The organism is Martinezella sp. CNPSo 3732 (assembly GCF_057784515.1).
Genome location: NZ_JBXSOO010000007.1, coordinates 62037 through 76310, shown reverse-complemented (window position 1 = coordinate 76310; position 14274 = coordinate 62037). Strand labels below are relative to the sequence as shown.

18 protein-coding genes are annotated in these 14274 nt (G+C 58.7%); 3 read left to right on the top strand and 15 right to left on the bottom strand.

Annotated elements, in window-relative coordinates; translation table 11 throughout:
• Nucleotides 1-61: 61 nt before the first annotated feature.
• On the bottom strand, nucleotides 62-1096 hold the full coding sequence (locus AC13RM_RS14970; protein ID WP_113231019.1) for an aldo/keto reductase: 1035 nt from the start codon (nucleotides 1094-1096) through the stop codon (nucleotides 62-64).
• Between the two features lie 94 nt (nucleotides 1097-1190).
• Between AC13RM_RS14970 and AC13RM_RS14965 the strand changes: the two genes are divergently transcribed.
• The gene (locus tag AC13RM_RS14965) at nucleotides 1191-2093 is read left to right on the top strand and encodes a LysR family transcriptional regulator (protein ID WP_113231018.1); all 903 of its coding nucleotides are present in this window, start codon (nucleotides 1191-1193) and stop codon (nucleotides 2091-2093) included.
• A 59-nt stretch (nucleotides 2094-2152) separates the two neighbouring features.
• On the opposite strand, the gene AC13RM_RS14960 is transcribed toward AC13RM_RS14965, so the two are convergent.
• The 13 genes from AC13RM_RS14960 to AC13RM_RS14900 form a co-directional block, all read right to left on the bottom strand.
• Nucleotides 2153-2812 carry a peroxiredoxin gene (locus AC13RM_RS14960; RefSeq protein ID WP_374819279.1) on the bottom strand — a complete coding sequence of 220 codons (660 nt, stop codon included), beginning with the start codon at nucleotides 2810-2812 and terminating at the stop codon, nucleotides 2153-2155.
• 105 nt (nucleotides 2813-2917) lie between these two features.
• On the bottom strand, nucleotides 2918-3502 hold the full coding sequence (locus tag AC13RM_RS14955; protein WP_374819276.1) for an RBBP9/YdeN family alpha/beta hydrolase: 585 nt from the start codon (nucleotides 3500-3502) through the stop codon (nucleotides 2918-2920).
• 64 nt (nucleotides 3503-3566) lie between these two features.
• Nucleotides 3567-3740 (bottom strand): hypothetical protein, encoded by a 174-nt coding sequence (locus AC13RM_RS14950; RefSeq protein ID WP_374819274.1) that lies wholly within the window; start codon nucleotides 3738-3740, stop codon nucleotides 3567-3569.
• A gap of 60 nt (nucleotides 3741-3800) precedes the next feature.
• Nucleotides 3801-4361 carry an FMN reductase gene (msuE, locus tag AC13RM_RS14945; RefSeq protein ID WP_374819272.1) on the bottom strand — a complete coding sequence of 187 codons (561 nt, stop codon included), beginning with the start codon at nucleotides 4359-4361 and terminating at the stop codon, nucleotides 3801-3803.
• A 368-nt stretch (nucleotides 4362-4729) separates the two neighbouring features.
• Nucleotides 4730-5923, bottom strand: coding sequence for a UxaA family hydrolase (locus AC13RM_RS14940; protein ID WP_285171882.1), 1194 nt, complete (start codon nucleotides 5921-5923; stop codon nucleotides 4730-4732).
• Entirely contained in the window at nucleotides 5920-6252 is a 333-nt protein-coding gene (locus tag AC13RM_RS14935; protein ID WP_374819270.1) for a UxaA family hydrolase, read from the bottom strand. Before AC13RM_RS14935 ends, AC13RM_RS14940 begins: the two co-directional genes overlap by 4 nt.
• Nucleotides 6253-6256: 4 nt before the next feature.
• Nucleotides 6257-6955, bottom strand: coding sequence for an RraA family protein (locus AC13RM_RS14930; protein WP_488555228.1), 699 nt, complete (start codon nucleotides 6953-6955; stop codon nucleotides 6257-6259).
• A 26-nt stretch (nucleotides 6956-6981) separates the two neighbouring features.
• Nucleotides 6982-7767 carry an SDR family NAD(P)-dependent oxidoreductase gene (locus AC13RM_RS14925; protein WP_285171879.1) on the bottom strand — a complete coding sequence of 262 codons (786 nt, stop codon included), beginning with the start codon at nucleotides 7765-7767 and terminating at the stop codon, nucleotides 6982-6984.
• Between the two features lie 14 nt (nucleotides 7768-7781).
• Nucleotides 7782-8795 (bottom strand): zinc-binding alcohol dehydrogenase family protein, encoded by a 1014-nt coding sequence (locus tag AC13RM_RS14920; RefSeq protein WP_374819267.1) that lies wholly within the window; start codon nucleotides 8793-8795, stop codon nucleotides 7782-7784.
• Between the two features lie 65 nt (nucleotides 8796-8860).
• Complete coding sequence (locus tag AC13RM_RS14915; RefSeq protein ID WP_285171877.1) at nucleotides 8861-9652, bottom strand: transporter substrate-binding domain-containing protein; 792 nt, start codon at nucleotides 9650-9652, stop codon at nucleotides 8861-8863.
• 47 nt (nucleotides 9653-9699) lie between these two features.
• Nucleotides 9700-10428 (bottom strand): amino acid ABC transporter ATP-binding protein, encoded by a 729-nt coding sequence (locus tag AC13RM_RS14910; RefSeq protein ID WP_374819265.1) that lies wholly within the window; start codon nucleotides 10426-10428, stop codon nucleotides 9700-9702.
• Nucleotides 10412-11065: an amino acid ABC transporter permease gene (locus tag AC13RM_RS14905; protein ID WP_374819263.1), complete on the bottom strand. Its 654-nt coding sequence runs from the start codon at nucleotides 11063-11065 to the stop codon at nucleotides 10412-10414. The genes AC13RM_RS14910 and AC13RM_RS14905 overlap by 17 nt, the downstream gene beginning before the upstream one ends.
• A gap of 10 nt (nucleotides 11066-11075) precedes the next feature.
• Complete coding sequence (locus AC13RM_RS14900; RefSeq protein ID WP_374819261.1) at nucleotides 11076-11759, bottom strand: amino acid ABC transporter permease; 684 nt, start codon at nucleotides 11757-11759, stop codon at nucleotides 11076-11078.
• 154 nt (nucleotides 11760-11913) lie between these two features.
• Here AC13RM_RS14900 and AC13RM_RS14895 point away from each other — a divergent pair, with 154 nt between their 5' ends.
• Nucleotides 11914-12798 carry a GntR family transcriptional regulator gene (locus tag AC13RM_RS14895; protein ID WP_285171874.1) on the top strand — a complete coding sequence of 295 codons (885 nt, stop codon included), beginning with the start codon at nucleotides 11914-11916 and terminating at the stop codon, nucleotides 12796-12798.
• A 182-nt stretch (nucleotides 12799-12980) separates the two neighbouring features.
• Here the strand turns inward: AC13RM_RS14895 and AC13RM_RS14890 are convergent, their stop codons facing one another.
• The gene (locus AC13RM_RS14890) at nucleotides 12981-13502 is read right to left on the bottom strand and encodes an invasion associated locus B family protein (protein ID WP_440479635.1); all 522 of its coding nucleotides are present in this window, start codon (nucleotides 13500-13502) and stop codon (nucleotides 12981-12983) included.
• A 504-nt stretch (nucleotides 13503-14006) separates the two neighbouring features.
• Here AC13RM_RS14890 and AC13RM_RS14885 point away from each other — a divergent pair.
• A complete protein-coding gene (locus tag AC13RM_RS14885) occupies nucleotides 14007-14165 on the top strand; it encodes a hypothetical protein (protein ID WP_374819257.1) in 159 nt (52 codons plus the stop codon).
• Nucleotides 14166-14274: the final 109 nt, after the last annotated feature.

Below are 14274 nucleotides of genomic sequence, written 5' to 3'. Positions count from 1 at the left end.
GTTTCATGCGGCGGCGGAGCATTTGCCTGCTTCGCCGCCGTCGTTAAGATCGCCTGCCGTGTCAGACCAGGGGCGGGTTGAGTCTGGCGAAGCCCTCCTGACGCCGATAGGGAAAATAGGGATAGGGCGCCGTCGTCTCACTAACCTTATCCAGCCTCTCGATCTGCTCTTTCGAAAGAGTCCAGCCGACCGCGCCGAGATTCTGCCGCAGCTGCTCTTCATTGCGCGCGCCGATGATGACGCTTGCGACCGTCGGCCGACTGAGCAGCCAGTTGAGGGCGATTTGCGGCACGCTCTTCCCGGTCTCGCCGGCGATCTCATCCAGTACATCGACGATATCGAACAGCGTCTCGTCATCGACAGGAGGACCGAATGACGCCGTCTCATGAAGCCGGCTCTTTTCGGGCAATGGCTGACCGCGGCGGATCTTGCCTGTCAGCCTGCCCCATGCCAGCGGGCTCCAGACGAGGGCACCGACATTCTGATCGTGGCCCAACGGCATCAGTTCCCATTCGTAATCGCGACCGGCGAGCGAATAATAGACCTGATGGGCGACATGACGGACGTAGGCATGCTTCTCGGAGACGGCGAGCGATTTCATCAACTCCCAGCCGGCGAAATTTGAGGCACCGATGTAACGGATCTTTCCCGCCTTCACGAGGTTATCGAGAGTGGAAAGCACTTCTTCGATCGGCGTCGAAGCGTCGAAAGCATGCAGTTGCAAGAGGTCGATGTAATCGGTCCCGAGCCGCTGCAAGACGGCGTCGACCGATCTGATCAGGCGCGAACGCGAGCTGCCCCAATCGGCCGGGCCATCGCCCATCGGCAAAGCTGTCTTTGTCGAGATCAGCACGGCATCGCGCCTGCCACGGATCGCCTGACCAAGCACCTGCTCCGATGCGCCTGCCGAATAGACATCAGCCGTGTCGAAGAGATTGACGCCCGCCTCCAGGCAGATGTCGACCAAGCGCCGCGCTTCCGCCGCATCCGTCGAGCCCCAGGCGCTGAAGAGAGGCCCGCTGCCGGCAAAGGTGCCTGCACCGAAACTGAGAACCGGAACGCGTAAGCCCGAGGCACCGAGATTTCTATATTCCATTGTCTGTCTCCTGTTGGTTCTTCAGATAGATAGACGCGGCGATAGAGATGATATAGATTGCCGGAGAGAAACTCATTTATGACTTCAATTCATCATGAGCCGCCAAGAGATCAACCGTTCCGGTGAAATGGAAGTCTTCGTGCGCGCCGTGGAACTCGGCGGCTTCACCGCTGCAGCCATAGCCTGCCGGATGACGCCTTCAGCCGTCAGCAAACTCGTCACGAGACTTGAAAAGCGCCTCGGCGCGCGGCTTATCCACCGCTCAACGCGGCGATTGCAGCTCACCCCAGAGGGATGCGCCTTCTTCGAGCGCAGCGTCGCCATTCTTGCCGATATTGCCGAAGCCGAACGCCATGCATCGGCGGGAGAGCAGGTGGCCGGCCATATCCGCATCAACACCAGCGGCTCCTTCGGCAATCATGTGCTGGCTCCGCTCGTTCCAAGCTTCATGGCGTTGCACCCGAATGTCTCGCTTGAGATCTTCCATACCGATCGTATCGTCGACCTGATGGAGGAGCGTGCCGATGTTGCCATCCGCGCTGGGCCGCTGAAGAGCTCAAGCCTCACGGCTCGCAAGCTTGGAGCGACGCGAATTATCATTGTCGCCTCGCCGGACTATCTACGCACACACGGAACGCCTCACTCCGCCGCCGAATTGGCAAAACATTGCCGCATCAGCTTTACCTATTCCCGGGCGATCGAAGGCTGGCCTTTGCTAGATAATGGCGAGGTTGCGACGATCCCCGCCGCACGCAGCCTGCAAGTGGGCGACGGCGAAGCCATGCGGCATCTTGCGCTTGCCGGTGCCGGCCTGGCGCGGCTTGCCGCCTTCACCGTCAAATCGGATATCGCAGCCGGGCGGCTGCAGCCTGTGCTGGAAGAGATCAATCCAGGCGACAGCGAAGAATTCCACGCCGTCTATATCGGCCAGGGGGGGCCGCTGCCAGCGCGCGTGCGCGCCTTGCTGGATTTTTTGCGCGAAAACGTTCACCTGTAAAAGCGACGCGGCCGTCAGGGCCGCATCGTGTCAGCTAAGACTCTTAATCACCACGCCGATCAGGCCGATGGCTGCCGAGTCTTGCGCAGATAGGGCAATACCGTGTCGAACGAGCCGAAGCGGGTAATGGCATCTTCGTTGGAGACCGCGGCGGTAATGATGACGTCTTCGCCCTGCTGCCAGTTTGCCGGCGTCGCGACCTGATGCTTGGATGTCAGCTGGATCGAGTCGATCGCACGCAGGATTTCGCCGAAGTTGCGGCCTGTCGTCATCGGATAGGTGAGGATCAGCTTGATCTTCTTGTCGGGGCCGATGACGAAGACGGAGCGAACCGTGGCGTTGTCGGCGGGCGTGCGGCCTTCCGAGCTTTCACCGGCGCCTGCCGGCAGCATGTCATAGAGCTTGGCGACCTTCAGCTCCTTGTCGCCGATCAGCGGGTAGTCGACATCGAAACCGGTTGCCGTCTTGATATCGTTCTTCCAGCGACCATGGCTCTCCACAGGATCGACGGAGATGCCGATGATCTTGACGCCACGCTTGCGGAATTCGCCTTCGAGGCCGGCCATCGCACCGAGTTCCGTCGTGCAGACCGGCGTGAAGTTCTTCGGATGCGAGAAGAGCACTGCCCAGCCATTACCGATCCAATCATGGAACTGAATCTCGCCCTGCGTCGTCTCTGCCGTAAAATCCGGCGCGATATCGTTGATGCGCAAACTCATTGTCTTACCTCCAAACCTGCCCGGCGTGCATTTGTGACAGCCAGGGAACGAGAAAAAAATTCGTCGCACAATGGCGTCGAATGTCGGATATGAAAAGCCCTTGTTTCAAATGGACGCCGCGATTGCCGCTGAAATCCCTTGCGGCCTGCGATGCCGGCTGCGCATCTTAAGCATATCCAGAAAGCGATAGCCGCTCGCCCAGCGTCCGTAACCGCTCGCTATGTTGATATGTCCGGCAAGGCCGATATTGCGAACATCCGAATTCCAGAGCCGTCCGAACATGCCGAGCCGGTCGAGGCTCATATAGATGTCATTCAGGCTCCCGATCGTCATGCTTGGGAAAGGCAGCGCTTCCGTCGGCATGGTGCCGAAGGACAGATGTCCGGCATGCAGGGTTTCAGTCACCGGAATATCGCAGGGCGCTACGAGTAGAGCGCCTTTGACCCTTCGTGCGGCCTGGCGGCCAGCCAATTTCGCTGTCAACACACAGCCAAGGCTATGGGCGACGACATAGGCTTCTCCGGCCTCTTCCAGCGCGGCTTCCAATTTCTCCATCCAGCTGCCGAGATTGGGAAAGTCCCAGTCATCCTGCTCGACGAGCCGAACGTCGGAATGATCCTGCAGCCAATAGCGCTGCCAATGCCCCTCGGCGGAGCCGAAAAGGCCGGGCACGATCAGTACTCTGGTCATGGAAGCCTCACGAGGAAAAGCGATCGAATGCAAACCTGCGACAGGAAATCAAAAATGCATCCCTTCAATGCCAAGGCGCGGGGGATGTACACCAATAGTAGATCTCGTAGTCGCGCGCGGAGAGCTCTCGCTCGCCGGGCTCGGGCCGATCAACGGCGGACTGGATGCGTCCATCCGCATCCCGCAACGCACGCCCAGCGAAAATCGACTTCAGGCGGCTAATGACATTCCATTTCATGTAACCCTCCATTTGGTTGATAGATCCGAGGCGGTTGAAGGCAAGTTGTCCGTCAGCCCGTCATTCGGCCGCAGCGAGCACCCTTATCGAATGCGGGAAGAAAGCCGCGAGCTCACCGACGACCTCATTGATCCGGTTGGCCAGTGGCTCCGATGAGACCTTGTAGTCGGCAAAATCACGATCCGACGCATAGACAGCGGTTGGCAGGGTGTGTGCCATGAAGAAGCCGAAGAGCGGCCGCAGCTGATGTTCCACCATCAGCGCGTGCCTGTCTCCGCCGCCGGTCGCGGTGATGATGATCGGCTTGGCGCGCAGCTCGTGTGGATCGATAAGGTCGATCAGATGCTTGAACAGCCCGGGGTAGGATCCCTTGAACGTCGGCGAACCGATAATCAGCGCATCCGATGAGACGATATCGTCGATCACGCCTTTCGCCTGGTCATCGAGATCCTTGCGCCACTGAGCGGCGCCGAGGGATGGACCAACATCGTGCAGATCATAGACCTTGGCTGAGAAGCCATATCGCTCAATTGCCAAATCCGCGACGGTCTGGACCAGCGCGTAGGTCTTCGACGGCCTGTTGAAGCTGCCGGCAATGCCGACGAGTTTGGGCACACTCATTCTCATCCCTTCCGGAGATCGCATGCATTTTCGATAATGCAAATATTGTCCATAAAAATAGTAGATTAAAAGAAACAGCGATCTCTGAAGGCACGGGAATTGGAAAATCTCTTTCTACGTTGCAACCAGCTGGACGGGGCGCGACAATGTCGGTGCGCGGGCCAAAAGCCTTAGCTCGGGCTATGTCATGGGTAAGAAGCCCGCGACATGGCGGGACGTGGCACACTGAAGACTGCGGCTGTCCTCTACCAGAGTCCGTCAGCTTTTAGCTGGATCGCAATGCAAAATGGCACCGTGTCGACGAAGTTCCTGAGGCCTTCGAGCTACATCATTGCGCCGCATATGCTTCAGCTTAAATCCGGCAGATTCTAGGCCGGCAGGCATGCCGGCCCGATCGGCTCAAAGGACTTGTAGGTCAGGATGAACTCCTGATGGCCAAGGCTTTCCGACTTCGTCGGTTTGCCACCGGCAACGTCCTGCAGAAGCGTGACGATCTCCTGGCCGACCTCATCAAGGCTTGCTCGTCCCTCGAGGATACGGCCAGCATCGACATCCATGTCTTCCTCCAGCCGGCGGTAGGTATCCGGATTGGCGCAGATCTTGATCACCGGCGAGATGGCCGAGCCTGAGACCGAGCCGCGACCGGTAACAAAGAACACCATGTGACAGCCGGATGCGATCATCTCGACAATTTCGGCATTGTCGGAAATATTCGGGAAGCCGAACCGCACCTCGCCATCAGGCACCACGTCCATCAGGTAAAGACCGCCACGCGGCGGAATATCACCGGGCTTGATCAGGCCGGCGATCGGCGATGCCCCCGACTTGGCGTAAGCGCCCATCGACTTCTCTTCGATCGTCGTCAGCCCACCATCGGCATTGCCCGGTGCAAAGCTGCCGTAGCCGAGCGTGGCATAGTAACGTGCCGCCTTGGCAACCGCCGCACGAAGCTCATTGGCGAGTTCGGGCGTGACCGCGCGATCGGCCATGATCTCCTCGCAGCCGATGAGCTCGCCGGTTTCCTCGAAAATGCAGGTAGCACCGGCCGCCACCAGAGAATCGAAAGCCCGGCCCGCCGCCGGATTGCCGGTAATCCCGCTCGTTCCGTCCGACCCTCCGCAAACCGTTCCGACGATCAGCTCGCTGATGTCCATCGGGACGCGCTCATCTTGGGCAAGCGCCTCAAGCTGCTTGCTTACCCAGACACGACCGGCCGCAATCGTGCTGCGCGTGCCGCCATCGTTCTGGATGGTCAGGGTCTTCACCGGCCTGCCGCTCTCCTCGATGATCTTGGATAGCGAGTATTTGTTGAAGCTTTCACAGCCGAGCGACAGCAGCAGAACCGCACCGATATTCGGATGGGTACAGAGCCGCTCCATCATCCTTTGCGCGTAGGCATTGGGAAAACAGCCGGGGAAGCCGATGAGATGAACCTCCTGCCCATCGAAAGCCGAGATGATCTGACGTCCGACGTGGTGGGCACATTCCACCAGATAGGCGACGGCGACGATATTGCGGATGCCTTTGCGGCCATCCGGCCGCAGATAGCCTTGCAAGGTCATTTTTTGATAACCTCCTGGATGTCGAAGAAGTGGCTCGGTGTGTAGTCGCTCTTGACGTTGTGCACGTGGACGTGGTCACCGGGCGCGATCGGCGCGATGGCAGAGCCGATCGGAGCGCCGTATTTGTAGACTTTGGCGCCCGGTGCGACTTCATGCCGGGCGATCTTGTGACCTCGCGAAATCGTCTTTGCGAGCGTCACCTCCCGTTCCCCGACGCGAACACGTTCCCCTGCGGGAATATCCTCACGGCAGACGAAAACATTGTCTTTTTCCGAAAGCAGCAACAGCCGCGGGTCATCGGCATGTGTTAGCGGCGCGCCAGAGCCCATGACCTCACATCACCCCAAACGTCGCGAAGGCTTCGACTGTGCTCATGCCGTTGCGGATTGCCTCCGCCACCTTGTTTTCGGTACGCACCTTCTCCAGGGCAAGCGAAATCGCTTCCTTTTCGACCGCCTTCGGGATAACGAGAATGCCTTCGCGGTCGCCATAGAGCAGATCTCCGGGTTCGATGCGGACACCTTCGATTTCGATCGGCGTATTGTAGTCGATGACCTTGCCGCGCGGCCCCTGATCCTGCGCATAGATCCCGCGGGAAAAGGCCGGGAAGCCGAGCCGCTCGATTTCGCCGGCATCGCGCACATAACCGTCGAGAATGGCACCCGCGGCCTGCAGATGAGCGGCTCTCGTCGACATCAGACCGCCCCAAAGTGCGTAACGAGGCGACGAACCCGTGGCAATATAGACGTCGCCCGGCTTCAGCGAATCCAGCGCTTCGAACATGATGCCGAACGGCTTGTCAGCGAGCGGGCCGAAGGAGCCCTTCCCATCCGAGAAGACATCGGCCTCAAGCACCGGCATTGCGCGGCCGGCGATCTTCATGTCGTCGCGCAGAGGCTTGATACCGGCGGGCAGGAACTGTCGACGATGGCCAAGCGTATCAAGGATATCGCCGACGACAGCGGTAAAGAGCTCGGCTTTCAACACGCGGAACAGATCGGCATCGGTTGAATAGGTCGCTATGGTATCCATCGGGAAACCTCCCTTCATTGCAATTTTTAGAAACCGACGACGGCGCCGCCGTCTACGATGATGGTCTGGCCGGTGATATAGCCGGCGGCAGGCGATGCGAGAAAAGCGCATGTCCAGCCGATTTCCTCAGCCGAGCCGAGGCGGTTCATCTGGATGCGGCCCATGATTTTGGCGCGGCGAGCCGGATCGTTGGCCGTAGCCTTCTGAAAGAGATCCGTATCGATCCAGCCGGGCGCCACGGCATTGACACGGATTCCTCGGCCGGCGAATTCGGCCGAAAGCCCGCGCACGGCACCCGTCAGCGCCGTCTTCGCCGTCGTATAGCCCATCACCAATGGCTGGCCGATGAAGGATGTCATGGACGCGGTGAAGAGCACGCAGCCGCTTCCTCTTGCGATCTGACCAGGCAGAAATTGCCGGGTCAGTTCCAGCGCGCCGCGAACATGGACATCCATGACTTCGTCGAAGTCGGCAATATCGGATTCCTCGAACGGCTTCTTCACCGTATTCCCGGCATTGTTGACGACGATATCGACAGGGCCGTGCGCCTCCTCCACTCCGGCCGCGAAAGCCTTGATCGAGGCAAGATCGCGAAGGTCGAGCTGTGCGGCTTTTGCCAGGGGGCCAATCGACGTCGCTGCTTCCTCGAGGAGATCCGACCTGCGGCCTGCCAGCACCACCTCAGCACCCGAGGCCGCGAGGCAACGCGCGATCGCGAGGCCCAGTCCGCTACCTCCGCCGGTTATCAGCGCGCGCTGCCCGTCCAGTCGGAACGCGCCATGCCAGTCGGGAAGCGCGGTTGGAGATTTCATACTTGCTTGCATATTCATCTTTCGACAATGACCTTCAAAACGTCGCGGTTCTTGTCCCAAAAGGGCAATGCACCTTCGGCCTCGGCGAAAGGTATGACCTTGGAAATGAGCGAGGCGGCACGATCGCCGATCGTCTCGAGGTAAGCGATCACCGCATCGAAATCGGACCTGGTCGCGTTGCGCGACCCCATGATATCCAACTCCTTGAGATTGAACATTTGCGTCTGATAGGTGACGGGCGCCTTGGCATAGCCGACATAGACGACGCGCCCGCAAAAGCCGGCCAGATCGATCGCCTGGCGAAAGGTTTCCGGGAGGCCGACCGCCTCGAAGGCCACATCGACGCCCTGATCATCAGTCAGTTCGACAATGCGCGCGGCGACATCTTCCGTACCGGCATCGATTGTGTGACGGGCTCCGAACTGTTTTGCCAGCGCGGTCTTTTCCGAGCTGAGATCGACGGCGATCACTTCGGCTCCGCGAGCAACGGCTCCGATGACCACGCCCATGCCGATCATGCCGCAGCCCAGCACGACGATGCGATCACTCGACGAAACGCTGCCCCGCGCCACCGCATGGAAGCCTACCGATAGCGGCTCGACCAAGGCAAGAAAACGAGGATCGAGCGTGTCATTCAGAATCACCTTTTCCGCGGGAAGAACGATCTCTTCGGCAAGCCCGCCATCCTGCTGAACACCGAGCGTCCGATTGTAGCGGCAGGCATTCACGCGACCCTTGCGGCAGGAAGAGCAGGTGCCGCAACTGGTATAGGGAAGAACGATGACGCGCCCTCCCGGTTGATAGGCGGACGAAACGCCCGAGCCCGTCTCGAGGATCTCGCCACCGATCTCGTGCCCGGGAATGCGCGGCAGCTCCACCAGCGGGTTGAGACCTCGAAACGTGTTGAGATCACTCCCGCAGATGCCGACATGGCGCACGGAAATACGGACATCGCCTTCCCCGAGCTGCGGGCGAGTGACATCGGTGAAACGGCTGACACCTTCACTTTCGATCAACAGGGCTTTCACGGGACGATACCTTTCCGGTTTGGGGGCGTGAACCGGACGCTTGCGCCCGGTTCGCTGGAAACAGTTCAGTTCAGGGTAGCGATGTCGGCCGGCAGGTCGACGCCGTTGTATTTCTTGTAGATCTCGTTGAGTTTGCCGGTCGCAAGGTTCTCGTCGACGAACTTGTCGAGCCGCTGCTTCAAGGCAGCCTCTCCCTTGCGGATGCCTATGGCATAGGGGAATACCTTGAGCACCATCTTCACCTCGAATTTCGACGCTGGATTGCGCTCGTTCGCCGCCTTCATGATTTGCGGCGACGTCGCCATCACATCGACCTGGCCGCTGACGAGTGCCGTGACCAGAGTGGCGTCGTCATCATAACGCACGATTTCCGATCCGTCGTTGACCTTCGTGACTTCCTTGTCGTTGACGCTGCCGCGCGTGGTGCCGATGCGCTTGCCCTTCAGGTCGGCCATGGTCTTGATGGTCTGGCCGGCAGGTGCCGCGACGACCGATTGGATCACACCATAGGGCTTTGAATAGTCGATGACCCGCTTGCGCTCGTCCGTCACGCTGAGCGACGCGATGACCATATCCGCCTTGCCCGTCTGCAGATAGGGAATGCGGTTGGGGCTGGTCACCTGGACGATATCAAGCGGCTGACCGAGCTGTTCGGCAAGAAGCTTGGCAACTTCAACATCGGAGCCATAGGGTTGCATGTTGGCATCGATCATGCCGAACGGCGGCGAGCCGAGATCGAGGGCGATAAGGACCTTTTTCCGGGCCTGGATATCCGCAAGGGCGTCTGCCTGCGCATGGCTGGCGAATGTGCCCAGGATCGCAAGTGCGGTGGCTGCTAGAATATGACGGCGCTTCATGGTTCTCCTCCGATTTAATTTTGATTGCGTTTCGCTGCCCGTGGTCCTCAAAGCCCGTTGCCGACGAAACTGCGCAGTTCCTCGGTCTGAGGGGCATCGAGCAGGGCCGCCGGGCCATGCTCCCAAACCCGGCCGAGATGCATGTAAAGGACGTTGCTCGCCACCTTCCGGGCAAAAGCCATTTCATGGGTGACGAGGATCATCGTCATGCCGCCCCGCGCTAGGTTTTCGATGACCTTCAGCACCTCGCCGGTCAGCTGCGGATCAAGCGCGGACGTCACCTCGTCAAACAGCATGACTTGCGGCTGCATGGCCAGCGACCGGGCGATTGCAGCGCGCTGTTGCTGGCCGCCGGACAATTGCTCGGGGTAGAAAGAGGCTTTCTCGGCAAGTCCGACCCGACCGAGACAGTCGAGCGATATATCCCGCGCTTCGGCCTTGCTCAGCCTCTTGACGCAGGTCAGCGCCAGCGAAGCATTCTCCAGGACGGTCAGATGCGGAAACAGGTTATAGCTTTGGAAGACAATGCCGACGTCGCGGCGAAGTGCGCGTTTGTCGAGATCCGGCGAGTGGATCTTGTGCCCGCAAACCTCGATCTCGCCGCTTTGAATGGTCTCCAGCGCATCGATGCATCGCAAAGCGGTCGACTTGCCCGAACCGGACTGTCCGATGATGGCAACCACTTCGCCTGCATCGACCGAGAAGGAAACACCGTTCAGGACCTGCAGCGCGCCAAAGCTCTTGCGGACATCGGATAATCTAACGATTGGAGACATTCAGTTTCCTTTCCAGCTTCCGGCTGGCGAGCGTGAGCGGGAAGCAGATGGCGAAATAGATTGCGGCGACCACCATGAAGATGCTGAAGGGCTGGAAGGTGGAATTGTTGATCAGTTTGCCGGCCTGCGCGAGCTCGACAAAACCGATCGCCGAGGCAAGCGATGTGTTCTTTATCACCTGAACGAGGAAGCCCACCGTGGGTGGCGTCGCAATGCGCAGCGACTGAGGAAGAATGACCCGCGCCATGCGTTGCCAGCGCGAGAGACCAAGACATTCCGCGGCCTCCCATTGTGTCTTGGCAATCGACCGGATCGAACCGCGCCAGATCTCGGCAAGAAAGGCCGAAGTGTAGAGCGTGATCGCGACACCGGCCGCCAGCAAGGCCGGAAGATTGTTGAACCCGGCAATGCTGAGCCCGAAATAGACGATGAAAAGCAATACCAGCAGAGGCGTTCCCTGGATCAGTTGCACATAGATCGTCGCAGTCCAGCGAATGATGCGGCTCGGCGAGATCCGTGCCAGAGCCAAGACGAAGCCGACCAAACCGCCGCCGATGAAACCGAGCGCCGACAATGCGAGCGTCCAGACGGCTGCCTCGAGGAGGAAGATGAACTGTGTCAGGCCGAAGGTGGGCATGGGGTCTTCCTCACAAGGCCGTGCCGAGCTTGCGCTGGCGCTTGAAAACCACGAAACCTACTCCAAGAAGCGCCCCTCGCATGAGGAAGGACAGTGCCAGGTAGAGAGCACCGACGACGATGTAGGTCTCGAAGGACAGGAAGGTGTCGGACTGGATGCGGTTGGCGACTGCCGTCAACTCCTCCGCTGAAATCTGTGACGTGATCGACGACGCGAGCATGAGCAGCACGAACTGGCTGACGAGCGCCGGATAGACCCGCTCGACCGCCGGCTGGAGAATGACATGCCAGTAGGTTTGCGCCGGCGAAAGCCCAAGACATTCGGCTGCTTCGATCTGAGCCTTAGGCACCGCTTCAATGCCTGCACGCATGATCTCGCAGACATAGGCGCCGATGTTGATGACGAGCGCGATGGTGGCAGCGACATTGGCCGGAATGCGCAGGCCAAGCGTGGCGATGCCGAAATAGATGATGAACAGCTGCACCAGCAGCGGCGTATTGCGGATGACGTCGACATAGGCGCCGACGACCGTCTTCAGCATCGCCGAGCCGCTGGTCCGTGCGATCGCACAGAACGTGCCCAGCACAAACCCCGCGATAGTTGCCGCCACCGAAAGCTGAATCGTCAACCAGACGCCTTCGGCAAACTGATCCCAATAGGGAAGCAGGCCCTCGAAATCAAACGTGTAGCTCATGCGACGCCATCTTCCCGGCAGCGCCAATGAGCAACGAGATGTGCTGGTCTCATTCCCGAGCTATCCTCCCTAGCTTGAGACGGAATCTACACGGTTGAGGCGATCGATTTAAAGTGGTATTTTTTGTTTAAAAAACCAGAGAATCCAAATCTGCATGCGTTCTGAAAACCTCTTCAAACGGCAGTTCAACGAGTTCCTGCGCCACGTACAATCGGTCGGTCACGGCCACCCTCTTGGCTCGGAACGCGAGATCGGCCGAACCCTCGGCACCAGCAGAACGACGGTTCGCAAGTGCCTGGCGGCTGCGACGGAGAGCGGCCTTCTTTCCAAGGATAGGATAGTGCTGCGGCAGACGGAACCTTCCGAGCTCTATGATGAAGCAGAGACCATCCCGCCGACATTGATTGTCGAACGCGCTTTCCTGACATGGATACTCCAATCCGACAGCGGTCCGGGCCAGGCAATCAACGCGCTTCAGCTCGCGCGGCAGTTCGGCGTGTCGACGACGACGATTCGCGAGTTTCTGCAGAGCTTCCGGCATTTTGGCCTGATGGAGCGCGAAGCCGGCGGCAAATGGGTCTTCCGCGGCATGACGTTGGAATTCGCCAACGAGCTTTCCGATATCCGCGAAATTTTCGAAATGCGGTCCGTCATGCGCTTTGCGGAGCTCGATGACAGCGACCCGAGCTGGAACGAGCTACGCAGGCTGCGCACCGAGCATCTTGAGCTGCTGGAGACGATCGAGACCGACTATCACCGGTTCTCGCTTCTCGACGAGCAACTGCATCGCTTGATCAACAGCGCTTCCAGCAATCGCTTCGTCACCGAGTTCTACCACGTCATCTCGCTGATTTTCTTCTACCATTATCAATGGAACAAGAAAGACGAGCGCATTCGCAACGAAGCGGCTGTCTATCAGCATCTGGCTTATATCGATGCGATTCTCTCAAGAGACCAGAGGAAAATTAGCCAGACCTGCACGGCACATTTGAGCGAGGCGCGCCGGACATTGCTTGCAAGCATCACCCGGGAAACCTGAAAAAAGTCCACTCGAATAGCTGTCGGCAGACGATCTCCGGCAACCATCGGCAACACGACCGAAACCGGGTTCGCGATATTCGATACCACGGCGAAAGCAATGGAAAGGGGCGGCCATTGGATTCCGCTTCTATGCCGTTGTAGCTCGGAGAAAAGACGCCATCTACCACACGCAACGACCTGCTACTGAAGGGTCGATCCCGATCTGATGCCGGCTCTTGCGGCATAAGGATCGACAATGGAAAGCGCCCGGCTGAGAGCCTCGGCAAACCCATTAAGCGAAATGACGTAGCTTACATCACGACCCGTGTCGGTCGCCGCCAGCATCACGCGGAGGCTACGCCGCCGCTTTAGGCTGGTAATCATGGCTGCATCGAGCTTCAGCTCGACCGGACAGCCGCGCGAAGAAGCCGCACCGAACGGCTGAGCCAGACCCAAAGCAGCTTCGTCACCCCGCGGCAGCCGCCCGCTTCGCAGATGCAGCCCCAGCGGCAAGGCCAGGATGCCCCTCAGACTCCCGCCGTCGGGAGTAAGCTCGATCGAAAGCACTGGCGCGTTTGTCTGCAGATCATACAGCGTATAAGAAATCGCATAATATGGCCGCGCATGCTCGGCAGTTCCCTGATTGACGATGGTCAGTGTCCAGTCGCCGTAACGCTCCTGCAATGTACCCGAACCGGCGGCGATGGTAGTCCGGCCAACCATCACAATCCTCCGCGCGGTCGATTTGCCAATATGGGCAAGCGTCTATCGGCTCGCCTTATGAGGGCGAACAACGCCCTCCCATTCATCTCCGCTCCCCGCACCATTATGCGCCCCACCTTACCTCTCGCTCCTCACAACCTAAGGTTATCTCGATAACAATAGCGTAAATTTCACGTCAACGCATCATAGATTTTATGTAGCGACAAGAATTACACTTTCATCATGTTCAATTGATATAACCTCCATCGGCCTTAACAAGCTATTTTTGCAGATTATACATAGAACATATGACCTAAAAATATGTCATTTAATTTGTATTATTAATTGTTACTTCAATTTTACTTATATTAAAAACAACAATGACAGACAAAATAGGTGTGCATGATATTGCAAAAGTCGCTCACGAATGGAGCGAGCAATGCACAAGCTCGGATTATCAAATAGGCAGACGATGCAATCTCGCACTGGAAACGAAGGCCTGGAGCGAGGCTGGCCGGAGGTCATTTGAATGACGGCTCCCAGAAAGGCACATCGACGACCTCTCTTGCCACCCTCGTGTCGGCAAGATCAGCACGATCGCTTTCCGGCAAAACACTGGCCGCCAACGATCCCGGCGGCAATGTCGGCAGCCGCAGCTCCAGTCCGTTCTGGCAGATATTATGAACCTAATGTCGAGCAGGTTGATAGCGTGAGCTTCTCAAGGGTAATGCGCCGACGGCAGTTAGGCCGGAACCGGCTATTTTGCCGGCGGCAAGGAGACGTAAAGAATGAG

Coding starts and splice junctions, on each gene's coding strand:
- msuE (WP_374819272.1), bottom strand. CDS start 4,361: ATGAGTGTGCCCAAACTCGTCGGCATTGCCGGCAGCTTCAACAGGCCG.
- AC13RM_RS14900 (WP_374819261.1), bottom strand. CDS start 11,759: ATGAGCTACACGTTTGATTTCGAGGGCCTGCTTCCCTATTGGGATCAG.
- AC13RM_RS14940 (WP_285171882.1), bottom strand. CDS start 5,923: ATGACCTTGCAAGGCTATCTGCGGCCGGATGGCCGCAAAGGCATCCGC.
- AC13RM_RS14950 (WP_374819274.1), bottom strand. CDS start 3,740: ATGAAATGGAATGTCATTAGCCGCCTGAAGTCGATTTTCGCTGGGCGT.
- AC13RM_RS14955 (WP_374819276.1), bottom strand. CDS start 3,502: ATGACCAGAGTACTGATCGTGCCCGGCCTTTTCGGCTCCGCCGAGGGG.
- AC13RM_RS14970 (WP_113231019.1), bottom strand. CDS start 1,096: ATGGAATATAGAAATCTCGGTGCCTCGGGCTTACGCGTTCCGGTTCTC.
- AC13RM_RS14895 (WP_285171874.1), top strand. CDS start 11,914: ATGCGTTCTGAAAACCTCTTCAAACGGCAGTTCAACGAGTTCCTGCGC.
- AC13RM_RS14890 (WP_440479635.1), bottom strand. CDS start 13,502: ATGGTTGGCCGGACTACCATCGCCGCCGGTTCGGGTACATTGCAGGAG.
- AC13RM_RS14960 (WP_374819279.1), bottom strand. CDS start 2,812: ATGAGTTTGCGCATCAACGATATCGCGCCGGATTTTACGGCAGAGACG.
- AC13RM_RS14925 (WP_285171879.1), bottom strand. CDS start 7,767: ATGAAATCTCCAACCGCGCTTCCCGACTGGCATGGCGCGTTCCGACTG.
- AC13RM_RS14930 (WP_488555228.1), bottom strand. CDS start 6,955: ATGGATACCATAGCGACCTATTCAACCGATGCCGATCTGTTCCGCGTG.
- AC13RM_RS14915 (WP_285171877.1), bottom strand. CDS start 9,652: ATGAAGCGCCGTCATATTCTAGCAGCCACCGCACTTGCGATCCTGGGC.
- AC13RM_RS14935 (WP_374819270.1), bottom strand. CDS start 6,252: ATGGGCTCTGGCGCGCCGCTAACACATGCCGATGACCCGCGGCTGTTG.
- AC13RM_RS14910 (WP_374819265.1), bottom strand. CDS start 10,428: ATGTCTCCAATCGTTAGATTATCCGATGTCCGCAAGAGCTTTGGCGCG.
- AC13RM_RS14965 (WP_113231018.1), top strand. CDS start 1,191: ATGAGCCGCCAAGAGATCAACCGTTCCGGTGAAATGGAAGTCTTCGTG.
- AC13RM_RS14905 (WP_374819263.1), bottom strand. CDS start 11,065: ATGCCCACCTTCGGCCTGACACAGTTCATCTTCCTCCTCGAGGCAGCC.